Source organism: Streptomyces sp. NPDC053069, from assembly GCF_044546895.1.
Lineage (GTDB): Bacteria > Actinomycetota > Actinomycetes > Streptomycetales > Streptomycetaceae > Streptomyces.
This window is the reverse complement of the sequence record NZ_JBITZN010000026.1, coordinates 1-17,510: the sequence shown is the minus strand read 5'-3', so window position 1 is coordinate 17,510 and position 17,510 is coordinate 1. Positions and strand designations below refer to the sequence as shown.

Here is a 17,510-nt window from a genome sequence, read left to right as displayed (position 1 = left end):
CTCCTTGCCGGCGCGCACACACCTGGTGTCACGGTCGCAGGATCATGGCGTACGGCCTGCACTGCGTGGCCTCAGGGCGAGACGCCGTCGTCCGACTGCGGCAGTCGCAGGGCGAGCAGGGCGATGTCGTCGTGGGCCCCTGCCACGAGTCCGTTCATCAGCTCGTCGCTCAGCTCGTCGATGTCCTGGCCGACCAGGGCGGCAGCGCGCTGCCGGAGCCGGGTCATGCCGTGATCCATGGATTCGCCGCGCCGTTCGATCAGACCGTCCGTGTACAACAGCAGGGTGCTGCCCTCGGGCAGGGACAGGCAGGCACTGGGCCGTTCGGCGTGCGGGTCGACGCCCAGCAGGAGGCCGTGTGCTTCCCAGAGGTAGGTGGTGTCGCCGTCCGCGGTGACCAGCAGGGGTGGTGGATGTCCTGCACTCGCCCATTCCAGCTGGTACGGCCCTCCTTCCTGGCCCTTGAGCAGTGCGTACACGCAGGTGGCGGTGCGGTGGCTGTAGAGGGCGTCGACTGCGAGGTCCAAGCGGCGCAGGATCATGCCGGGGGGCTCCCGGCGGTCGCAGGCGATGCCACGCAGCATGTTCCGGATCTGGCTCATGGTCACGGCGGCATGCAGATCGTGGCCGGTGACGTCGCCGATGATCAGAGTGGTGTCACCGCTTTCCGGCAGGACGAAGCTGTCGTACCAGTCACCGCCGATCTGCGCGGTGGCGAGCGCCGGGGAGTAGCGGGCGGTGATGCGCAGACCCGGTACGACGGGCAGGTCCGGCAGCAGGGAGCGCTGGAGGCGCTCGGCGACGGCCTGGGTCTCGGCGTAGAGCCTGGCGTTGTCGAGGGCCAGCGCGATGCGGTGGGTCAGGTCCTCGACCAGTTCCAGGTCCGCCTCGGCCCACGGCGGGTGTCCCTCGCCCCGGACCAGGGTCAGCGCACCCAGCACTCGCCGGCGTGCCCGCAAGGGGGCCACGATCACGGAGTCTCCCCCGAGTCGGGCGAACGGTTGCATGGTTGCCGTGTGCAGCGGATCGGACGCCTCCTGCGCGGCCGACAGCCGCCCGGCCGACAACAGCAGCGGGCCGGCGCCGCGAAGCACCCGGGACAGCGGGCCTGTCGCCGTCTCCGGCACCGGCGGCAACGGTCCCGTCAGGCCGGTCAGGGCGGCATTGGGGTCACGGTGCGAGACACAGACCCGCTCGACGGCGCCGTCCTCGTCCATCAGATCGGCCGCGGACCAGTCGGCCAGTCCCGGCACCAGCACCCGGCACACCCGCCTGAGCCCCTCGACCGCGTCCAGCGTGCTCGACAGCGCCGCCGCGCTCCGGGTGGCGAACGCCAGCTGGTCGAGCGCCGCTCGCAGCGCCGCGTCCGCGTCATCCTCGTCCATGGCGACCACCTACCCGCCTGGGGGCTCTACGGCCGCTTCCGCCCTGGGAAACCACTCCCCGGGCAGTCCACCGCGTCCGTATACGGCAGGGGCCCGGGCATGTGCTTACGGTCTCCCCGGGGCCGAGTCTCGTGCTTCCGGCGTGTTACCGAGCGTTCTGATCGGCCGGTCCGGCCGGCTCTCGCTCTGCGATCGCAGCATGCGCGGACGTCGCACGGCCTGTCGGACACCCTCTGGACGCCTCCGGCCCCCGTCGCGGGTCAGGTCTCGGGCCTGACCGACATCCAGTCGGCACGGCCGCCCGCCCCGAGCACGTCGGCCTCGGCCCCGAGTTCGTCGGTCGATCCCTCCCGCAGTTCGCGTCGGGCGATGCGGCCGACCACGAACGGGAAGACCGGCCGCAGCGGCTGGCACCAGCGCAGCCACGGGGGCGCGTAGATGCTCCGGGCACGGTGTGTGATGCCGGTGGCGAGCCAGTCGGCCACCTGCGCCGGACTGTGGACCCGCCGAGCGAAGGGCGGCTGGTGCCGGCGGAGGGCTCTCAGCACCGGGTGCTCGTCCATTCCGGCGATCATGTCGGTGCCGGTCCAGTGCAGGTAGGCGATGCCGACGGCGACCCCCTCGGGGGCGACCTCACCGCGCAGTGCCAGGGCGAAGGACTCCGCGCCTGCCTTGGACGCGCAGTACGCGCTCATCATCGGAGCGGAGCCGAACGCTGCGGTCGAGGCGATCTGGAGGAAGTAACCTCCGGTCCGCGTGAGTTGGGGAAGGAAGGCCCTGGCGGTGTTCGCCGCCCCGACCAGGTTGACGTCGACGACGCGTCGCCACAGCTCGGCCTCGGTGCGGGTGAAGGGCCCGCCGACGGCGATGCCGGCGTTGGCCACGACGACGCCGGCCGGTCCGAGCCGCTCCTCGACCTGCCGCGCAGCCCTGTCGAGGGCGGCCTGATCGGTCACGTCCGCCTCGATGCAGACGGTCATGACGGCCAGTGACGCCGCCACCTGGGACAGCGTCTCCTCCTCACGACCGAGCAGAGCGATCCGCATGCCCTCCGCGGACAGGCGCCGCACCAGTGCCTCGCCCACGCCGCGCGCCGCCCCCGTGACCACAGCGACCCGGCCCCGCAGTGGGCTGCCGCGCACGGCGGCAGGCGGGCGGCTGCCGAGGACAGTACGCATGCGAACCTCATCTCTCCCGCTGCCGTGGTCGGCCGCCTCCCCGCGTACCCGTAACTCACAGCCGGTCACCCCGCACGAGAGCCGGATCGTCGGCGGCATCGAGGCTTGAGCCGCGACCGCCCATGTAGGACTTCCGGACGGGAGCAGCGTGCTCCCACGGTCGGCGACCTGCTGCTCGCCGAACGACGGTTCGCGGGGCCTGTGCCCGCGCCGCCGCTCATGCCGCGTCGCGCCAGGCGGCGATACCGGTCACCGTGACCGCGACGGTGACCGGCTCTGCGGCACCGTGGGTGGCGAGGTGGGTGACGAGGGCGGCTGTCACCCGGTCGTGGACGTTTCGGGCGATGTCCAGCGCCCGCCGACCCTCCGTCAGGACGCAGCGCACCTCGATGTGCCATCCCGAACCGTCCGGCGCCCGGTCGGCGCGTACGCCGGCCTCGGGTGGCGTGGTGTCCGCCCGGGTGGGCGCGGCGGCTGCCGCGAGGCGCCGGGCGAGGCGGGGTTGCAGGGCGGCCACGCCAGGAACCGCGAGGGCTGCCTCGGCCGCGACGCCGGGGAGCGCGGTGGTGCCGGTGGCGGTCATCATGCGCCACCGCCCGTCGGGAGGCGGGGACCGAGGGTCGGTCCCGGTTCCAGTACGTCGGCCACGGTGATGTCGACGGCTGTCACCGTGAGCCCCAGGTCCTGTCCGGCCGAGTGGAGGACCGATCGGCGTACCTGGTGGACCCGGTCGGGCAGCGGGCGGTCGAGGGCGGCGGCCAGGGTCATGGTCACCCGCACGTCGGTGCCGTTGCCCTCGGGTACGAGCCGGCAGGTCGCGGCCCTGGCACCGGGGACCGTGTCCGCGGCCCGCCTCAGCACCTTGGCCGCGGCGCTCTCGGCGATCCGCAGGTCCCGGTCGGGGTCGGCCAGGGGCAGCAGCCGCCCGAACCGGACCTCTGCCCTGACGACGTCCATGACCCGGTCGGCGAGTGCGTGCAGGCCCGGAGGGTCCTCGTCGCGCAGCGTCCGGGCGGCCGCGTTCACCGTGGCCAGTCCCTCGACCGCCTCTCGGCAGTATGGACAGGACACCGGGTGCGGGTCCGCGGCCGGTGGTGCGTCCCGCGCCTGTTCCCAGACCCGGCTGAGCAGGCGGCCGCAGGGCAGTACCTCATCGCCTGCGATCGGGGGCACGTCGGCGGCGGCCCAGCCGTTGCGGGGCCCGCCGGCTCCGGGCGGTTCGGGAGGCCGCGTGTGCGGGTCGTCTAGCGCCATGAGCCCATCGCCTCCTGCAGGGATCGGCGTGCCCTGAACAGTCTGCCGCGTACCGTCTGCTCGCCGGTACGCGTCACGTGCGCTATCTCCTTGTAGGGCAGGCCCTGCACCTCCCTCAGGATCCAGCAGACCCGCTGTCCGGCGTCCAGCTCGGCGAGCGCGCGGAACAGGGCGGCCATGGCCGCGTCCTGCTCGGCGGTCCGGGCGGGCTGGCTCCACGCGTCGCCCGCCGCGGGTTCGGCGACGGTGTCCAGGGAAAGAGGCGGCGGCCGTCGGTGGCACATGGTCTGGCAGCGGTTGACGGTGATCCGGTACATCCAGGTGTGGAACTCCGCCCTGTGGCGGTATTCCGGCAGGTGGCGCCAGGCGCTGACGAAGGCGTCCTGAACGGCCTCCTCGGCGTCCTGGGGGTTGCCCAGCATGCAACGGGCCAGGGTCAGCAGGGACCGGCTGTGCCGCTGGACGAGAACGGCGAAGGAGTCCTCGTCCCCCTCGGCCGCCCGTACGGCCAGCAGGCGGTCGGGCAGGTCGCATCCCAGTCGTGGGGAAGCAGTGTGTTCGATCATGGCGCTCCCACGCAGGCTCGGAACGACCGTGTACCCCCGAAAAGACATGTGATGCACGTCACACACCAGGGCACGTGAGGACTCCGCCGCTCGATATGTCCAACTTTCGACGGGCATCATTCCGGTGTCCGGCCGACCGATCGAGGCGACCGCCATGACGGACAACATCACCAGCGTCGGCGGGGGCAGCCGGCCCGAAGCAGGCGTGAGCGCGCTCAAGGGCCGCACCGGGGCCGGGGCTCCGGCCGAGACACGGGGCAGGACCACCATCGCGGACGGTGTGGTGGCCAAGATCGCGGGCATGGCCGCCCGCGAGGTACCGGGCATCTACAACCTAGGAGCGGGGATGGCCCGCGCCTTCGGCGCCATGCGGGAACGCGTCCCCGGCGCGGGCGGAGGCGGAGCGGTCACCCGCGGCGTCAAGGTCGAGGTCGGGGAACGGCAGGCCGCGGTGGACCTGGACGTCGTCGTCGAGTACGGCGTCTCCATCGTCGACGTCGCGGGCGGCGTACGCACCAACGTCATCAGCGCCGTGGAGCGGATGACGGGCCTGGAGGTCGTCGAGGTGAACATCGCCGTCGACGACGTCCACCTGCCCGACGACGAGGAGGAACAGACCGAACCGAACGAGGGCCGCGTGAGGTGACCGCTGCCGGGAGCACCGCCGTGTCCTCGGGCCCGAGCGGATGATCACGGTGAGAGGGGCGCTCGCGAGACGGGTGAGTGCGAGATGAACACAGCAACGACGGGACTCGCGGCCGGCATGGCCCTCGGCTTCGCCGGCTACTTCGGCGGCTTCTGGGCCTTTCTGCTGGTGCTGGTCCTGGGTGCGGCAGGGCTGATCGTCGGCCTCGTCGTACAGGGCGACCTGGACCTCCGGACACGGAGGCAGCGGTGAAGAGCCGGCCCGGTTCCCCCGGTGAGGGGTCGAGCCCGCCGGCGTCGGCCGCCGGGCTGCCGCCCCCGGCCGAGCGGGGCGCCACCGTCATCCCGGACAGGGTGGTCGCCCGTATCGCCGCGCAGGCCGCGCGCGCGGCGCAGGCGCGGCGCGCCGCGGTACCGCCCGATCGGGGCGGACCTGCGGCACCCCACGCCTCCGCCGCCGTCCGTACCGGATCGGTGCGCCTGCATCTGACCATGGACCTGCCCTACCCCACCGACATCCCGCGTGTCTGCGAGCGGATCCAGCGGGACGTCGCCGAACGGGTCGCCCAGCTGACCGGGCTGCGAGTGGGAGAGGTCCTTCTCACCGTCCGGCGGCTGGTGACCGCCGCCGACTCGAGCCGGGGGCGGGTCCGGTGAGCGGCCGGGCGGCCCGGGTCACCGGGCACGCCGTGCAGGAAGGGCGATCGTGATGACATCCGGTCCACGTCCCCCGGGCCGCGGCTCCGCGTCGTCCGCGCACCGTGCCGCGGTGCCGCTGACGAAGGAGCCCGATCCTCCCGAACGCGACGTGTCCACCTCGGACGTCACAGCCGGTGAGCGCGAAGGAGGGCACCGAACCCGTCGCAAGTGGTCGGCGCGCAGCGTCACGGCGGCGCTGGTCGCCGCGGTGATCCTCGTGGCCGCGGTCGCGACGCTCGTCGACGTCGTCGCCGTACGGGCGGGACGTCCGGCCGCGGCCTGGCGACGGCACCTGGCCGACGAACTGGCGACCCGCCCGGTGGACGACGTGTGGATGCTGACGGGGGCCGCCGTGGCCGCCGCCGTCGGCGTCTGGCTGATCGTCCTGGCCCTCACCCCCGGTCAGCGACGCTGGCTGCCCCTGCGCTCACCCGCCGGCTGCCCGCGATTGCGGGCCTTCGTGGACCGCAACAGCGCCGCCGTCCTGCTGCGCGACGCCGCCATGCGGGTCCCCGGAGTCGGCGCGGCGCACGTCATGGTGGGCCGCCACCGCATCAAAGCCCGCGCGGACGTCCGCTTCCGAGACCCCCGACAGGTGAAGGACGACCTCACCGCCGTCCTCGACGAGGAGCGCGACCGGCTCGCCCTCGCCCGTCCTCCCCGCATCGCCGTACGGACGCGGCGACGCACCCGCTGACACAAACCCGGAGCACCGGAGCCCGCCATGACGCCGCGATCCGCCCTCAACCGCACCCTGCTGGCCCTCGCCGGACTGGTTTTCCTCGGCGGCGGACTGCTCATCCTCTTCGCCGGGCTCGACCTCTACCGGCGGCACGATCTGGCCCCACCCGCCGGCTGGCCCCTGACCACCCCGGCCGACGTCCTGCTCGGCTCCGCCGACCGGGCACGCTGGAGCAGCCAGGGCTGGTGGTGGTGGCCCGCGGTCATCGCCGCCCTCGTCCTCACCGCCCTGCTCGCCCTGTGGTGGCTGCTCGGCCAGCTGAGCCGACACCGCCCCGGCTCACTGCCCGTCGGCGGCACACCCCCGCAGGAAGGCGTCGAACTGCGCGACCGCGCACTCAGCGAAGCGATCGCGAACGAAGCCAGTGCCCTGCCAGGGGTAGGCCATGCGGCCGTAGTCATCACCGGCCGACCGGCCCGCCACCGCACCCGCATTGACCTGACCCTCACCCCCGAGGGCACGCCCGGCGCCACTCTCGGTGCGCTGTGCGAAGGCCCGCTCGGCACCGCGCGTCGGTCCACCGGCCTCATCGACATGCCCGCCGAGGTCCGGCTACAGGTCAGCCGCCACGGACCACACCGTGTGGAGTAAGGAGGAGAGAGATCGGCCGTTCCCGCCGACGCCCTTGCGGCCCATAGCAGTTCGCGGGCGCGCCGGCACCCCCCCCCGAAGGAGACATCATGATCATCCTGGGCGTCATTCTGCTCGTCGTCGGCTTCCTCACCGGCCTGTCCATCCTGTGGACCATCGGGATCATCCTGCTGGTCGTCGGAGCCATCCTGTGGATCCTCGGCGCGATGGGACACGCCGTCGCCGGTCGACGCCACTACTGGTAGGCGGGATCACTGCCCTGCAGGGCAGTGATCCAGGCTGCGGGCAGGCCGGCAGACGGCGCGGACCCCACCAAGATGTTCGCGGCGGCGGACGACGACGGCGAAGAGGTCGATCCGCCTGAGGCCGCCGCCGGTGCCGGCCAGCCGCCGCGGCTCGGACGCGGGGCGCCCGGTGGCCGTTGTGCCGGTCCTCGCCGCACGAGCGCACGGCCGACTCGTTGGGGAGTCGGTGGATCGGCCCCCACGGTCCGGGCGGAAGTTCCCCACCGCGTCGGCCGGTGAGTCTCCGTCGGGAGTTCGTATGCACAGCACCTTCGTGAGGATCCGCCCGAACGTCCCCCGGGGCCACGGCGATGACGGGCGGTGAGCGGCAAGGACCCGCGGAAGGCTCCACCCGGTCGGAGCGCTTCGGGGAGGAGTTTCTGGGAATCCTGCTGGACCAGGGGCACGAGCTGCCGCCGCACCAGCTCGGTCCGCTCGTCGCACGGCAGATCGGCAGGCTCGACGGCCGCGAGACCTCGCTCTTCCTGCAGGACTACGGCCAGGTGTGGCTCGTCCCCCTGCCGGGCGACGGGCTGGCAGCCGGGGAACCGCAGCCGATCGACGGCTCCGACGCCGGACGCGCCTTCCGGGAAGCGCGTCCCGTCGAGGTTTCGCAGGCCGACGGTGTGCGGGTCTATCTTCCCCTGCTGGACGGTGGCGACCAGGTGGGCGTCCTGGCCGTCACCCTGGACCGTCTCCAGGACGACGAGCGACGGCTGCTGCGCAGGCTCGCCTCGCTCGTGGCCGACATGCTGGTGACCAAGCACGGTTACACCGATCTGTTCTTCCGGCTGCGCCGCAGAGAACCGATGAGTGTGGCGGCGGAGATCCAGTGGTCGCTGCTGCCACCGCTGGCGATGTCCACGCCCCGGGTCGAGCTGGCCGGGATGCTGGAACCCGCCTACGACGTGGCCGGCGACAGCTTCGACTACGCCCTCAACGGCGATGTCCTGCATGTGGCCATGGTCGACGCGATGGGCCACGGACTGGACGCCGCCACGATGGCCACGGTGGTCATCGGAGCCTACCGGCATGCCCGGCGCATCAGCGTCGGCCTGTCGGAGATCTATACGTTCATGGACCGGGCCGTCGCCGATCAGTTCGGCCCCGACCACTTCGTGACCGCTCAGATGATGCGGCTCAACACGGCAACGGGCAGGCTTCAGTGGGTCAACGCCGGACATCCCGCTCCTCTGTTGATCCGTGGACACCGTGTCGTACGACGGCTGCAGGGCCCGACGACGCTGCCCGTCGGCTTCGGCGGTCACGAGCCCCGGATCAGTGAAGTGGCTCTCATCCCCGGCGACCGGATCCTGTGCTTCACCGACGGACTGATAGAGGAGCGCGATGTCGGCGGTGAGGAATTCAGTGAGGAGCAGCTCATCGGGTGGGTGAACCGCCTTGAGCCCACGGCCCAGCAGATCCGGACGGTGGCGCGCTCCCTCTCCCACACGCTGCAACGGGCGCGGGGCGGGATCACGACGGACGATGCGACGCTCCTGCTGATCGAATGGCGCGGGAGCGCCACCGACGACCTCGCCCTCCCGGAGTGAGCCGGCCTCCCACCCCCAGGAGGCCGACGGCACGCAGCCTTTCCCCCACCGCCGATCTCTCACACTCCTGCTGCCGCGGTGGGCACGTGACGGGTGACCGGTCCGTCAGGAGTGCGTGAGGCGGGGTGGGGGGGCGTCGTGTCCGCCTTCGGAGTCCCAGACCGCCTCCCGGAGCGAGTCCGAGTCGGCCGCTGCCTCTGCCGCGGCCCGGAAACGTTCGGCCTCATGGATCAGGCCGGTCGCCGTGAGGCTCCGCGACGGGTCGGTGGCCGTGGCCATGAGCCGGGCTGCGGTGGCCGGGGCTGTCTCCGGTGGGATCACCAGCAGGTCCCAGCGGCCGAAGGTGTGGGACAGCAGCAACAGCTTGTGCGGGTCCTGCCCGGCGTTGGACCAGCCGACGCGCACCATGTGGCCGTGCGCGGGCACTTCACCCGGGATGACCGGCCACAACGTGCGGCTCACCGCTATCCGGGTGATCCGCCCCCACAGCGGGTCGAGACATTCGACGAGCGCCGGGAGCTCCTCCGTCAGGTTGCGCGAACGGGGCCACCAGGCACCGTCGATCAGGGCCGGAGGGGCGCCGGCCCGCGCCAGCGTGAGTCGGAGCGGTGACGAAGAAGGGGCCCGGTCTCCGACTGCGGGTGTGAACGGAATGGTCGCGGTCATGACGCGGACCCAACCCCGGGCCGGTCACGGCCGGCCCGGTTGCCATGAATCGCCGAGAACGACCCGGCGTGGAAGCCGGTGTACGAGATGCTCTCGGTAATCACCAGGATACTCCTCGCCCGCGCCCGGCGGACCGATGCGGAGCGAGGGGTTGAACGGAACACGAGGAAAACCTCCCGCGCAATACAGCCAAGGAGTGCCGGCCAGGGCATGCGAGCCGTCGGGCGTGAGACCGGTCCGGTAGCCGGCGTACGACGTGCCCCGGCGCCCTCAGCCCACTTCCCGCCGGTATCGACAGCCGCTTCACCGAATGCGGCGGCGTCTCCACAACCGCCCCGGCGTGTGCGGAGTACCGTGGACAGCACCGAGGGCATTTCGCACACCGGCTTCCACGCCGGGTCGTTCTCGGCGAGAGACGAAACCCGGGGCGCCGCCAAGGCGGCCCGGAGACGGGTCCGCATCATGTCGGCGGCCTTGCACCAACTCCTGCCACACCACGAGCCCGTCGCAGCCCCGGCCGCGCGTCTCGCGCTGAAGACCGACGGCCCGTCGCGCGGCCTCCTGGACGGTGCCTGGTGGCCCCGCTCCCGAGACCTGCTGAGCGAGCTGCCCGCACTGACCGATGTGCTGGACCCTCTGTGGGGCCGCATCACCCGCATCGCCGTCAACCCGACGTACTGGCCGGTCATCCCGCACGAGATCCCCGTGGGCGGTCATGTCGTCAAGGCCGGATGGTTCACCCCGGAGATCGACCCGCACAAGCTGCTGCTGCTCTCCTACGGCACCGGCCGCTGGGACCTGCTGGTCATCCCACCCGAGACCGAGACGAAGTCGGCGGCCCGCCTGATGGCGGCCGCGTCCGACTACGACGGCCCACCGCTGACCGCAAGCGCTCTCATGGCCGCGGACGAGACCCGGCACGCCATCTCCGCCGCCGACCGGCCACTCGAACCCGACGAGGCAGGGAAGCACGAGGAGGACGGCCCCGCCTCAGCGGCCGTTCCGGCAGGGACGGATCGCGCCAGTCGCCTGGTCATCGGCATGTGAGACGGCCGCCCCGACCGGTGCCTTCCCGGGTTTCGGCCCTGCCTCGCGAACGGGCGCAGGCACATGCAGGGGTCTCGACCGGCGGATCCCCGCCCCCGTGGTCCTCGTCCCGAGGAGCAGTACATGCAAGCCCTGATCGTTCTCATCGTCGTGATCGGTCTTCTGGCCGTCCTGGCCCTCGCCCTGTCCGTGAAGGTCGTCAAGCAGTACGAGAAGGGAGTGCTGTTCCGCTTCGGCCGACTCGTCGGAACACGCTCCCCGGGACTGCGGTTCATCATCCCGTTCGTCGACGCCCTGCACCGGGTGTCGCTGCGGGTCGTCACCATGCCGATCCAGTCCCAGGGCATCATCACCCGGGACAACGTGAGCGTGGACGTGTCGGCGGTCGCCTACTTCCGGGTCGTCGACGCCGTGAAGTCGGTCGTCGCCGTGGAGAACGTCAACGCGGCGATCAACCAGATCGCCCAGACCACCCTGCGGAAGGTCGTCGGCCGGCACACGCTCGACGAGACGCTGTCGGAGACGGACCGTATCAACCTGGACATCCGCCAGATCCTGGACGTCACCACCGTCGACTGGGGTGTGCAGGTCACCCTGGTCGAGCTCAAGGACATCCAGCTGCCCGACACCATGAAGCGCGCCATGGCCCGCCAGGCCGAGGCCGAGCGGGAGAAGCGAGCGAAGATCATCAACGCGGAGGGCGAGTCCCTGGCCGCAGCCGCGCTCGGCGACGCCTCGGACACCATGATGGCCCACCCCCTGGCGCTTCAACTGCGCAATCTCCAGAGCCTGGTGGAGATCGGTGTCGACCAGAACACCACCGTCGTCTTCCCGGCCCCCCTCATGAGCACGATCGGCGAGCTCGGCTCCTTCCTCGCCCGGGAAACCGCTGCCGCCGCACCCGCCGCGGCAGCGCCCCCGGCCGGCACCGGCCGCACCGACACGTCCCTCAGCCCGGCAGGCAGCGCGCCCGGCACCGCGGCGTGAAGCCGACCACGGCCCGAGCGATCCGTGGCACCAGGGAGGATTCGTGACCGTCGCCTGTCGCGCGCGTCCTCCGGGCACCGGCTGATGATGGGGGTACGGCCGAACACGCGGAGCTGATCATGACGGGTTGGCGGGTCAGGGACTACACCCAGGACGATCTCGAAGCGGTGATCCGTGTCGACATGCAGAGCGGCACGACCGAGGAGCCGCCGCTCTTCCCACTCTCGGACGCCGTGACGGCCCTCCAGACCCGCCACCCGGCCGTGGTGGCCACGGCCGACGACGTGCTGATCGGCGCCGCGGTGAGCAGGGTGGAGGGCGAACGGGCATGGATCCTGCGCATCTGCATGGCGCCCGGCTGGCGGCAGCGCGGGCTGGGGAGTGTCCTGATCACCGCCCTTGAGCAACGGCTCTTCGCCGCCGGCGCCCGCGCGGTGCACGCCGCCCTGCCCGAGGGCGAGACCGGTGCCACCGCCCTGCGCAACTGCGACTTCGGCGCCCGCCCCGGGCTGGTCTTCTTCGAGAAACGCGGTCCGGTGACCCCGCAGTCGGCCGGCACGCTGTCCTCGCTCGGAGCGGAGCTGCCGCCAGGGGGGCTCTGGCAGAAGGTCGCGGGCATGCAACGGGAGAAGCAGCTCATCGAGCGGCGCCTGGTCCTGCCGCTGGCCCATCCCGAACTGGCCGCCCAGCACGGAGTGGAACCGCCACGGGCGGTGATGCTGTTCGGCCCGCCCGGGACCGGCAAGAGCACGTTCGCGCACGCGATCGCCAGCCGCCTGGGATGGCCCTTCCTCGAACTGTTCCCCGCCCGTCTGGCCGCCGAGTACGGCCTGGCGACCGGGCTGAACCGGCGCTTCGACGAGATCGCCCGGCTCGACCACGTCCTCGTCTTCATCGACGAGGTCGAGGAGGTCGCCGGCGAACGCGGCGGCGCGGACGCGACCGCTGTCGGCGTCGTCAACGAACTGCTCAAGGCGATCGTCCGGTTCCGAAGCCAGGACGGACGGCTGCTCGTCTGCGCCACGAACAACGTGACCACGCTCGACTCCGCGTTCCTGCGGCACGGCCGCTTCGACTACGTGCTGCCGATCGGCCCTCCCGACCACACCGCCAGGACCGCGCTGTGGGAGAGCTACCTGGACCGAGCGGGCGCACGGGCCGACAGCGCGGTACTCGCGTCCGCCAGCGAGGGGTTCACCCCCGCCGACATCGCCCACGCGGCGCGCACCGTCTCCCAGGCCCAGTTCGAGCGCACCTTCGACACCGGAACCCGGACCACCCCCACCACCGACGACTACCTGGACACGATCCGCGACACCAAGCCCACGGTCAGCGCCGCCATGGCCCAGGACTTCGCCCAGCAAACGGAAAAGTACGCCCGCATCTAGCGTCCAGGCCGATAGGGGAGTCGATCTGCGACGGACGTGTCAGGCCGGCGCAGGAGGCATGCCGCCGCCCGTATCAATGAGGATCTGCCTGGCCTCGGTGACGTTGTCGGCCCGTACGGCCCTGGCCATCGCGGCGCGTGCCCCGTCGGGCGACGTGTCCGGAGGGACCAGCAACAGAGAGAAAAGGTCCCCTTCGCCTCGGGTGATGAGGACGGTGTCGTCACCGACCGGGAAGGAGTCGATGTGCACGACCCGGTCGTCGACCATCACCCGGGTCGGCAGTTCGTCCCAGGCGCTGCCGTCCAGACCGACCCGGGTGACAGGCCCGAGATGCTCGGTCAACGCGGAGATCAGCGAGGGAAGCTCGGCACCGATGTCCCGGGACCGCGGCCACCATGCGCCGTCCAGGATTCCCTCGCGTGCGTGGGTGGTCTCCAGTCGCAGCAGGGCCGTTCCGGGTTTCACCGACCGGTGCACGGCGTCCGGCAGGAGCCTGGGGAAGTCGGGGGTGTCTGAGCCTGCCATGGTGTCCGCCCGTCCGCAGAGAGCAGTGCGACCGCACGGCGTGCGACCACGATACGACCCTGCTACCTCACGGTACTCCGCACGACGCTCCCGCGAGCGCTTCGCCGCAGGCGCGGTTGCGGAAACAGGCAACGGCTCCGGCGTATACCCGCCGGAGCCGCCCTTCCGGGTCATCGCACGTGAGCGTGCGCCGACCCGCTTTCCAGGTTACGTCAAAGGGATTAATCCGCCATAAGCAATCCTTGCGAGGGTTCACTTCGGTCCGAGAAGCCGACGCGGCCGCTCAGCCACGCCCTTCCTCTTCCGTCTCCATCTGCCTGATCCCCTGGTGCGTCAGCGTGATCATCGCGGGCGTGTTGCCCCTCCCCCAGTCCACGACGACCCAGCCTTCGCCCGCCAGGTACATGCAGGCAGCGGCCATGTCCTGCTCAGGGATACCGAGGTCCGTGCGGAGCTTCGCCCCATCGACGCCCAGGAGGCGATTGCCCTCGGCAGCTCGGTAGAGAGCCTGCATGATCCTCTCGCGATACGTCTTCCGGTCTCGCAATATCGCCATCACGCGCCTTCCTCTACTGCCCACCGTCGGGCCGAAGTCGATGTCATCCGCGGTCGCCGTCGCGGTGGGGCGCGTCGGAACGGGCGCGTCCACCGCCGGCCGACGGTGCCTCCGGGGCGGACGCCCGATCCCCGGCAGAACATCGCTGTAGTGGAAGGCAGCGATCCGTTCGGCGTGCTGGCCGTTGAGCTGGTGGATCAGAACGACTCCGACAGCGATCAGGACGAGCAGCACGGCCACGGCGATGACGAGCATGGGATCTCACCTCCGCCGACCGGCGGGCGAAGGCCCTGCCGAGCCGATGGGCCGGGGCCGGGGCCGGGACGACGGGTCACCTGCTCCGCCGTCGGCCTCCCAGGCTTCTTCCCTGTTTCGTGCATCGATCCTGTCTGCTGCTTGCTCCCGGGCCGAGGCATCGACGCCGTCGCCGGCCATCAGCTGCGCGGCAACATCCGCACCGGTTTCCGGCGGAATCACCAGCACGTCCCGGCGGCCGTCAGCGGAGAAAAGAGTGAGTCTGTGGGGGTCCTGCTCCTCGGTGGACCAGCCCACCTGCACGGTGCGCCCGGCGTAGGACACCCAGTGCGGCAGGACGGGCCAGTAGGCCGGGTGCACGGTGACACCCGTGATACGACCCCAGAGATCGCCCAATGCGGCCGTCAACGACGGCAGCTCACGGGTGAAGGCACGGGAGCGAGGCCACCACATACCGTCCAGCCCGCCCGGCGCGGGCGTCAGGGACAGCCGGGCCGGCTGCGGCGGCGCACATCTGATCGATGTCGTACGGTCAATGGTCACAGCCATGGCGCGGACCTGTCCCCGGGCTCGTGGGTGCGGCCCGGCGCTGTCGATCACCGGGAACGGCACCCGCATCGGAGCCGGTGCGCGAAGAACTCCCGGTGTCTTCAACACTACTCCGCTCACTGGTCCGAAAAGCCCGGGATGACCAGGCAGTTTCCTACCTTCAGGACCTGGTCGCCGGTGCCGATGCCGGTCAGAGCCAGTCCTTGCGCTTGAACGTCAGATACAGCAATGCGGACAGGAGCACGATGACTGCGGCGGAGGTGATGAATCCCGACTCGCGGCCGAAACCGGGATAGGGGAGGTTCTGGCCGTAGTAGCCGGTGATCGCGGTGGGTACCGCGATGATCGCGGCCCAGCTCGTCACCTTCTTCATGATCAGGTTCATGCGATTGGCCTGGACCGAGAGGTTCGTCTCCATGACCGAGGCCACCAGGTCCCGCAGCGATTCCGTCCACTCGGTGGCACGCAGCACGTGGTCGTAGACGTCCTGGTAGTACGGGACGAGAGGGTCGCTGATCAGGTGCAGGCCGGGGCGCATGAGCCCGTTGACCACCTCGCGCATCGGAAGTACGACGCGGCGCAGCCGGACGAGCGACTTACGCAGTGCGAAGACCCGGCGCTGCACGGCTTCGACCTCACGGCGCCCGGCCGCGAAGAGCAGGCCCTCCAGCTCCTCGATGCTGTCGTCCAGTTGCTGGACCGCGGCGAAGTGTCCGTCCACGAGATGGTCGAGCAGACCGTGCAGCAGGAATCCGACGCCGTGACCGGCCAGGTCCGGGCTCTCGTCCCAGCGGGCGACGACGTCCTCGATGTCGAGGCCGTCGTTCTTGCGGACGGTGATCATGGCCTGGCTGGTGAGGAATACGGCGATCTCGCTGTACGTCAGTTGCGCACCGTCCGGGCTGACGGTCACGGCGTAGGCGCTGAGGAACTCGTGGGTGCGATAGCGGTCGAGTTTCGGCCGCTGTCCATGGTGAGCGGCATCCTCCAGAGCCAGTTCGTGGATGCCGAACTCCTGACCGAGCATGGTGAGTTCAGCGGCTCCGGGCCGGTGCAGGTCCAGCCACAGGACCGACTCCGGATCAGCGAGATGCGCAGGGACGTCACTGATTCCTAATGCTGTCTGTCAAGCGGCAAGAGTGGTAGGTGGCGCGGCCTCGTAGGTCCGTCCGTCGCGTAGGAGTGCCCAGAGGACGTTGACGCGGCGGCGGGCCAGGGCCAGGACGGCCTGGATGTGACGCTTACCCTCGGAGCGTTTGCGTTCGTAGAACCGGCGGGAGTCCTCGCAGCTCCGGATGCTGAACAATGCGGAGATGTAGAGGACTCGTTGGAGTCGGCGGTTGTAGCGGCGTGGGCGGCGGAGGTTCCCGCTGATCTTCCCGGAGTCGCGGGGAACGGGAGCAACGCCGCCGAAGCCGGCGAGGCGGTCAGGAGTGCCGAACAGACTCAGGTCGCCGCCGGTCGCGGCCAGGAACTCGGCACCGAGGATCACGCCCAGGCCGGGCATGCTGGTGATCACCTCGAAGTGTCGGTGGTCGCGAAACCGGGCCTCGATGAGCTTGTCGAGCTCGGCGACCTGCTGGTTGAGGGCCATCATTTCCGCCGCCAGGGTGTGCACGAGCTGGGCGGTCAGTTTCTCTCCGGGCAGGCTGGTGTGCTGGCGTTCGGCGGCCTCGACGGCTGTCTCGGCGAGCCGGTCAGCGCGAAGGACCCTGCGATTGCGCAGCCAGGTCTCCAGCCGTTTGACCCCGATCCGCCGAATGGCGGCCGGGGTCTGGTAGCCGGTCAGCAGCACGAGCGGACCGGTGTTGGTCAGGTCCAGTGCCCGCTCCAGACCAGGGAAAATACCGGTGAGCTGGGCGCGGAGCCGGTTGACGATGCGGGTGCGGTCGGCGACGAGGTCCGTGCGCCGGCCGGTGAGGATCTTGAGGTCGGTGACGGTCTCGTCGCCGGCGCGTAAGGGATGCAGGTCGCGGCGGATGCGGACTTGGTCGGCAATGACGGCGGCGTCCTTGGCGTCGGTCTTGGCCTCGCCGCGGTAGCTCTCGGAGGCACGGTGGATGGCCCGGCCGGAGATGTAGTGCACCGGCTGGTCGTGGTTGAACAAGAGCGTGATGGCCAGAGCGGCACCGCCGTCGGCCAGGTCGATGCCCCAGGTCACCTCGTCGCCCAAGGCCAGGACATCGCCGAGGAGTTCGAGGAGTTCGGGTTCGTCGTTGGCGACGCGTCGGGACAGCAGCCGTCGGCCGCTCTCGTCGATCGCGACGCAGTGGTGGTGGGTCTTGCCTGCGTCGATGCCGGCCCAAATCATGGCCATGTGGTGCCTCCGTGCGGTGTGCTGCTGGTGCCTCCCGACGGACGACCTCGCTGTCGATTCCCTACTCAGCGATCATTCGCAATTCCTAATTGGCAGCCGAGTCGTCGTGGGGTACTGGGCGGCCAATCAGTGGAAGCCACAAGCGGCAGAGCCTTTTGAACCACACCCGGCACCCCTGGGCGGGTCAACCATACGAGGGGCTCACCACATCCCGCGGAACAACGTAGGGAGCGTTTTCAGCGTTGCTTCTCCAAGGTGAGGACGGCCTTGGTGATGACGCTCATGCGGTTGGGACTGATGCGGGATCTGCGGAAGATCTGCCA

General features: G+C 70.8%; 21 protein-coding genes and 1 pseudogene. 10 read left to right on the top strand and 12 right to left on the bottom strand.

Translation table 11 applies throughout. The annotated features are described in order from the left end of the window. Window positions 1-71: 71 nt before the first annotated feature. The 5 genes from ACIGXP_RS38855 to ACIGXP_RS38835 form a co-directional block, all read right to left on the bottom strand. Window positions 72-1,385: a PP2C family protein-serine/threonine phosphatase gene (locus ACIGXP_RS38855; RefSeq protein ID WP_399776597.1), complete on the bottom strand. Its 1,314-nt coding sequence runs from the start codon at window positions 1,383-1,385 to the stop codon at window positions 72-74. Window positions 1,386-1,645: 260 nt separating this feature from the next. Beyond that, a complete protein-coding gene (locus tag ACIGXP_RS38850; RefSeq protein ID WP_399776595.1) occupies window positions 1,646-2,563 on the bottom strand; it encodes an SDR family oxidoreductase in 918 nt (305 codons plus the stop codon). A gap of 217 nt (window positions 2,564-2,780) precedes the next feature. Further along, the gene (locus ACIGXP_RS38845) at window positions 2,781-3,149 is read right to left on the bottom strand and encodes a hypothetical protein (RefSeq protein ID WP_351092570.1); all 369 of its coding nucleotides are present in this window, start codon (window positions 3,147-3,149) and stop codon (window positions 2,781-2,783) included. Further along, window positions 3,146-3,817, bottom strand: a complete 672-nt coding sequence (locus ACIGXP_RS38840; protein WP_107461336.1) for a hypothetical protein — start codon at window positions 3,815-3,817, stop codon at window positions 3,146-3,148. The genes ACIGXP_RS38845 and ACIGXP_RS38840 overlap by 4 nt, the downstream gene beginning before the upstream one ends. Continuing rightward, window positions 3,808-4,383, bottom strand: coding sequence for an RNA polymerase sigma factor (locus tag ACIGXP_RS38835; protein WP_399776590.1), 576 nt, complete (start codon window positions 4,381-4,383; stop codon window positions 3,808-3,810). Before ACIGXP_RS38835 ends, ACIGXP_RS38840 begins: the two co-directional genes overlap by 10 nt. Window positions 4,384-4,537: 154 nt before the next feature. Between ACIGXP_RS38835 and ACIGXP_RS38830 the strand changes: the two genes are divergently transcribed. The 7 genes from ACIGXP_RS38830 (at window position 4,538) to ACIGXP_RS38800 (ending at window position 8,897) form a co-directional block, all read left to right on the top strand. Continuing rightward, entirely contained in the window at window positions 4,538-5,029 is a 492-nt protein-coding gene (locus ACIGXP_RS38830; protein ID WP_399776588.1) for an Asp23/Gls24 family envelope stress response protein, read from the top strand. An 84-nt stretch (window positions 5,030-5,113) separates the two neighbouring features. After that, entirely contained in the window at window positions 5,114-5,281 is a 168-nt protein-coding gene (locus ACIGXP_RS38825) for a hypothetical protein (RefSeq protein WP_030645371.1), read from the top strand. Continuing rightward, window positions 5,278-5,685 (top strand): Asp23/Gls24 family envelope stress response protein, encoded by a 408-nt coding sequence (locus ACIGXP_RS38820; protein ID WP_399776585.1) that lies wholly within the window; start codon window positions 5,278-5,280, stop codon window positions 5,683-5,685. The genes ACIGXP_RS38825 and ACIGXP_RS38820 overlap by 4 nt, the downstream gene beginning before the upstream one ends. Window positions 5,686-5,797: 112 nt before the next feature. Further along, window positions 5,798-6,424, top strand: coding sequence for a DUF6286 domain-containing protein (locus tag ACIGXP_RS38815; RefSeq protein ID WP_399776582.1), 627 nt, complete (start codon window positions 5,798-5,800; stop codon window positions 6,422-6,424). Between the two features lie 27 nt (window positions 6,425-6,451). Next, entirely contained in the window at window positions 6,452-7,060 is a 609-nt protein-coding gene (locus ACIGXP_RS38810; protein ID WP_399776579.1) for an alkaline shock response membrane anchor protein AmaP, read from the top strand. 89 nt (window positions 7,061-7,149) lie between these two features. Continuing rightward, window positions 7,150-7,305 (top strand): DUF6131 family protein, encoded by a 156-nt coding sequence (locus ACIGXP_RS38805; RefSeq protein ID WP_099054839.1) that lies wholly within the window; start codon window positions 7,150-7,152, stop codon window positions 7,303-7,305. A gap of 350 nt (window positions 7,306-7,655) precedes the next feature. Further along, window positions 7,656-8,897 (top strand): PP2C family protein-serine/threonine phosphatase, encoded by a 1,242-nt coding sequence (locus ACIGXP_RS38800; RefSeq protein WP_399776574.1) that lies wholly within the window; start codon window positions 7,656-7,658, stop codon window positions 8,895-8,897. Between the two features lie 105 nt (window positions 8,898-9,002). Here ACIGXP_RS38800 and ACIGXP_RS38795 read toward each other — a convergent pair whose 3' ends face one another. Then, window positions 9,003-9,563: a DUF5994 family protein gene (locus tag ACIGXP_RS38795; RefSeq protein ID WP_055495849.1), complete on the bottom strand. Its 561-nt coding sequence runs from the start codon at window positions 9,561-9,563 to the stop codon at window positions 9,003-9,005. Between the two features lie 354 nt (window positions 9,564-9,917). Here ACIGXP_RS38795 and ACIGXP_RS38790 point away from each other — a divergent pair, with 354 nt between their 5' ends. The 3 genes from ACIGXP_RS38790 to ACIGXP_RS38780 all read left to right on the top strand — a co-directional run bounded on the left by ACIGXP_RS38790 (window position 9,918) and on the right by ACIGXP_RS38780 (window position 12,985). Continuing rightward, entirely contained in the window at window positions 9,918-10,610 is a 693-nt protein-coding gene (locus ACIGXP_RS38790; protein ID WP_399776571.1) for a DUF5994 family protein, read from the top strand. A gap of 123 nt (window positions 10,611-10,733) precedes the next feature. After that, complete coding sequence (locus ACIGXP_RS38785; protein ID WP_069777874.1) at window positions 10,734-11,597, top strand: slipin family protein; 864 nt, start codon at window positions 10,734-10,736, stop codon at window positions 11,595-11,597. 119 nt (window positions 11,598-11,716) lie between these two features. Then, window positions 11,717-12,985 (top strand): ATP-binding protein, encoded by a 1,269-nt coding sequence (locus ACIGXP_RS38780; RefSeq protein ID WP_399776568.1) that lies wholly within the window; start codon window positions 11,717-11,719, stop codon window positions 12,983-12,985. Window positions 12,986-13,024: 39 nt separating this feature from the next. On the opposite strand, the gene ACIGXP_RS38775 is transcribed toward ACIGXP_RS38780, so the two are convergent. The 6 genes and pseudogenes from ACIGXP_RS38775 to ACIGXP_RS38750 all read right to left on the bottom strand — a co-directional run. Beyond that, on the bottom strand, window positions 13,025-13,510 hold the full coding sequence (locus tag ACIGXP_RS38775) for a DUF5994 family protein (RefSeq protein WP_399776565.1): 486 nt from the start codon (window positions 13,508-13,510) through the stop codon (window positions 13,025-13,027). Between the two features lie 283 nt (window positions 13,511-13,793). Continuing rightward, a complete protein-coding gene (locus ACIGXP_RS38770; RefSeq protein ID WP_053707538.1) occupies window positions 13,794-14,066 on the bottom strand; it encodes a hypothetical protein in 273 nt (90 codons plus the stop codon). 261 nt (window positions 14,067-14,327) lie between these two features. Next, complete coding sequence (locus ACIGXP_RS38765) at window positions 14,328-14,870, bottom strand: DUF5994 family protein (protein ID WP_399776562.1); 543 nt, start codon at window positions 14,868-14,870, stop codon at window positions 14,328-14,330. Between the two features lie 190 nt (window positions 14,871-15,060). Continuing rightward, window positions 15,061-15,981: a magnesium transporter CorA family protein gene (locus ACIGXP_RS38760; RefSeq protein WP_399776667.1), complete on the bottom strand. Its 921-nt coding sequence runs from the start codon at window positions 15,979-15,981 to the stop codon at window positions 15,061-15,063. A gap of 15 nt (window positions 15,982-15,996) precedes the next feature. Next, window positions 15,997-17,187 (bottom strand): IS110 family transposase, encoded by a 1,191-nt coding sequence (locus ACIGXP_RS38755; RefSeq protein ID WP_399776559.1) that lies wholly within the window; start codon window positions 17,185-17,187, stop codon window positions 15,997-15,999. A gap of 236 nt (window positions 17,188-17,423) precedes the next feature. Then, window positions 17,424-17,510, bottom strand: a pseudogene (locus ACIGXP_RS38750) (IS5/IS1182 family transposase); the annotation flags it as partial.

Coding starts and splice junctions, on each gene's coding strand:
- ACIGXP_RS38795 (WP_055495849.1), bottom strand. CDS start 9,563: ATGACCGCGACCATTCCGTTCACACCCGCAGTCGGAGACCGGGCCCCT.
- ACIGXP_RS38770 (WP_053707538.1), bottom strand. CDS start 14,066: ATGGCGATATTGCGAGACCGGAAGACGTATCGCGAGAGGATCATGCAG.
- ACIGXP_RS38785 (WP_069777874.1), top strand. CDS start 10,734: ATGCAAGCCCTGATCGTTCTCATCGTCGTGATCGGTCTTCTGGCCGTC.
- ACIGXP_RS38800 (WP_399776574.1), top strand. CDS start 7,656: ATGACGGGCGGTGAGCGGCAAGGACCCGCGGAAGGCTCCACCCGGTCG.
- ACIGXP_RS38835 (WP_399776590.1), bottom strand. CDS start 4,383: ATGATCGAACACACTGCTTCCCCACGACTGGGATGCGACCTGCCCGAC.
- ACIGXP_RS38755 (WP_399776559.1), bottom strand. CDS start 17,187: ATGGCCATGATTTGGGCCGGCATCGACGCAGGCAAGACCCACCACCAC.
- ACIGXP_RS38765 (WP_399776562.1), bottom strand. CDS start 14,870: ATGGCTGTGACCATTGACCGTACGACATCGATCAGATGTGCGCCGCCG.
- ACIGXP_RS38805 (WP_099054839.1), top strand. CDS start 7,150: ATGATCATCCTGGGCGTCATTCTGCTCGTCGTCGGCTTCCTCACCGGC.
- ACIGXP_RS38845 (WP_351092570.1), bottom strand. CDS start 3,149: ATGATGACCGCCACCGGCACCACCGCGCTCCCCGGCGTCGCGGCCGAG.
- ACIGXP_RS38850 (WP_399776595.1), bottom strand. CDS start 2,563: ATGCGTACTGTCCTCGGCAGCCGCCCGCCTGCCGCCGTGCGCGGCAGC.
- ACIGXP_RS38855 (WP_399776597.1), bottom strand. CDS start 1,385: ATGGACGAGGATGACGCGGACGCGGCGCTGCGAGCGGCGCTCGACCAG.
- ACIGXP_RS38830 (WP_399776588.1), top strand. CDS start 4,538: ATGACGGACAACATCACCAGCGTCGGCGGGGGCAGCCGGCCCGAAGCA.
- ACIGXP_RS38825 (WP_030645371.1), top strand. CDS start 5,114: ATGAACACAGCAACGACGGGACTCGCGGCCGGCATGGCCCTCGGCTTC.
- ACIGXP_RS38775 (WP_399776565.1), bottom strand. CDS start 13,510: ATGGCAGGCTCAGACACCCCCGACTTCCCCAGGCTCCTGCCGGACGCC.
- ACIGXP_RS38780 (WP_399776568.1), top strand. CDS start 11,717: ATGACGGGTTGGCGGGTCAGGGACTACACCCAGGACGATCTCGAAGCG.
- ACIGXP_RS38840 (WP_107461336.1), bottom strand. CDS start 3,817: ATGGCGCTAGACGACCCGCACACGCGGCCTCCCGAACCGCCCGGAGCC.
- ACIGXP_RS38810 (WP_399776579.1), top strand. CDS start 6,452: ATGACGCCGCGATCCGCCCTCAACCGCACCCTGCTGGCCCTCGCCGGA.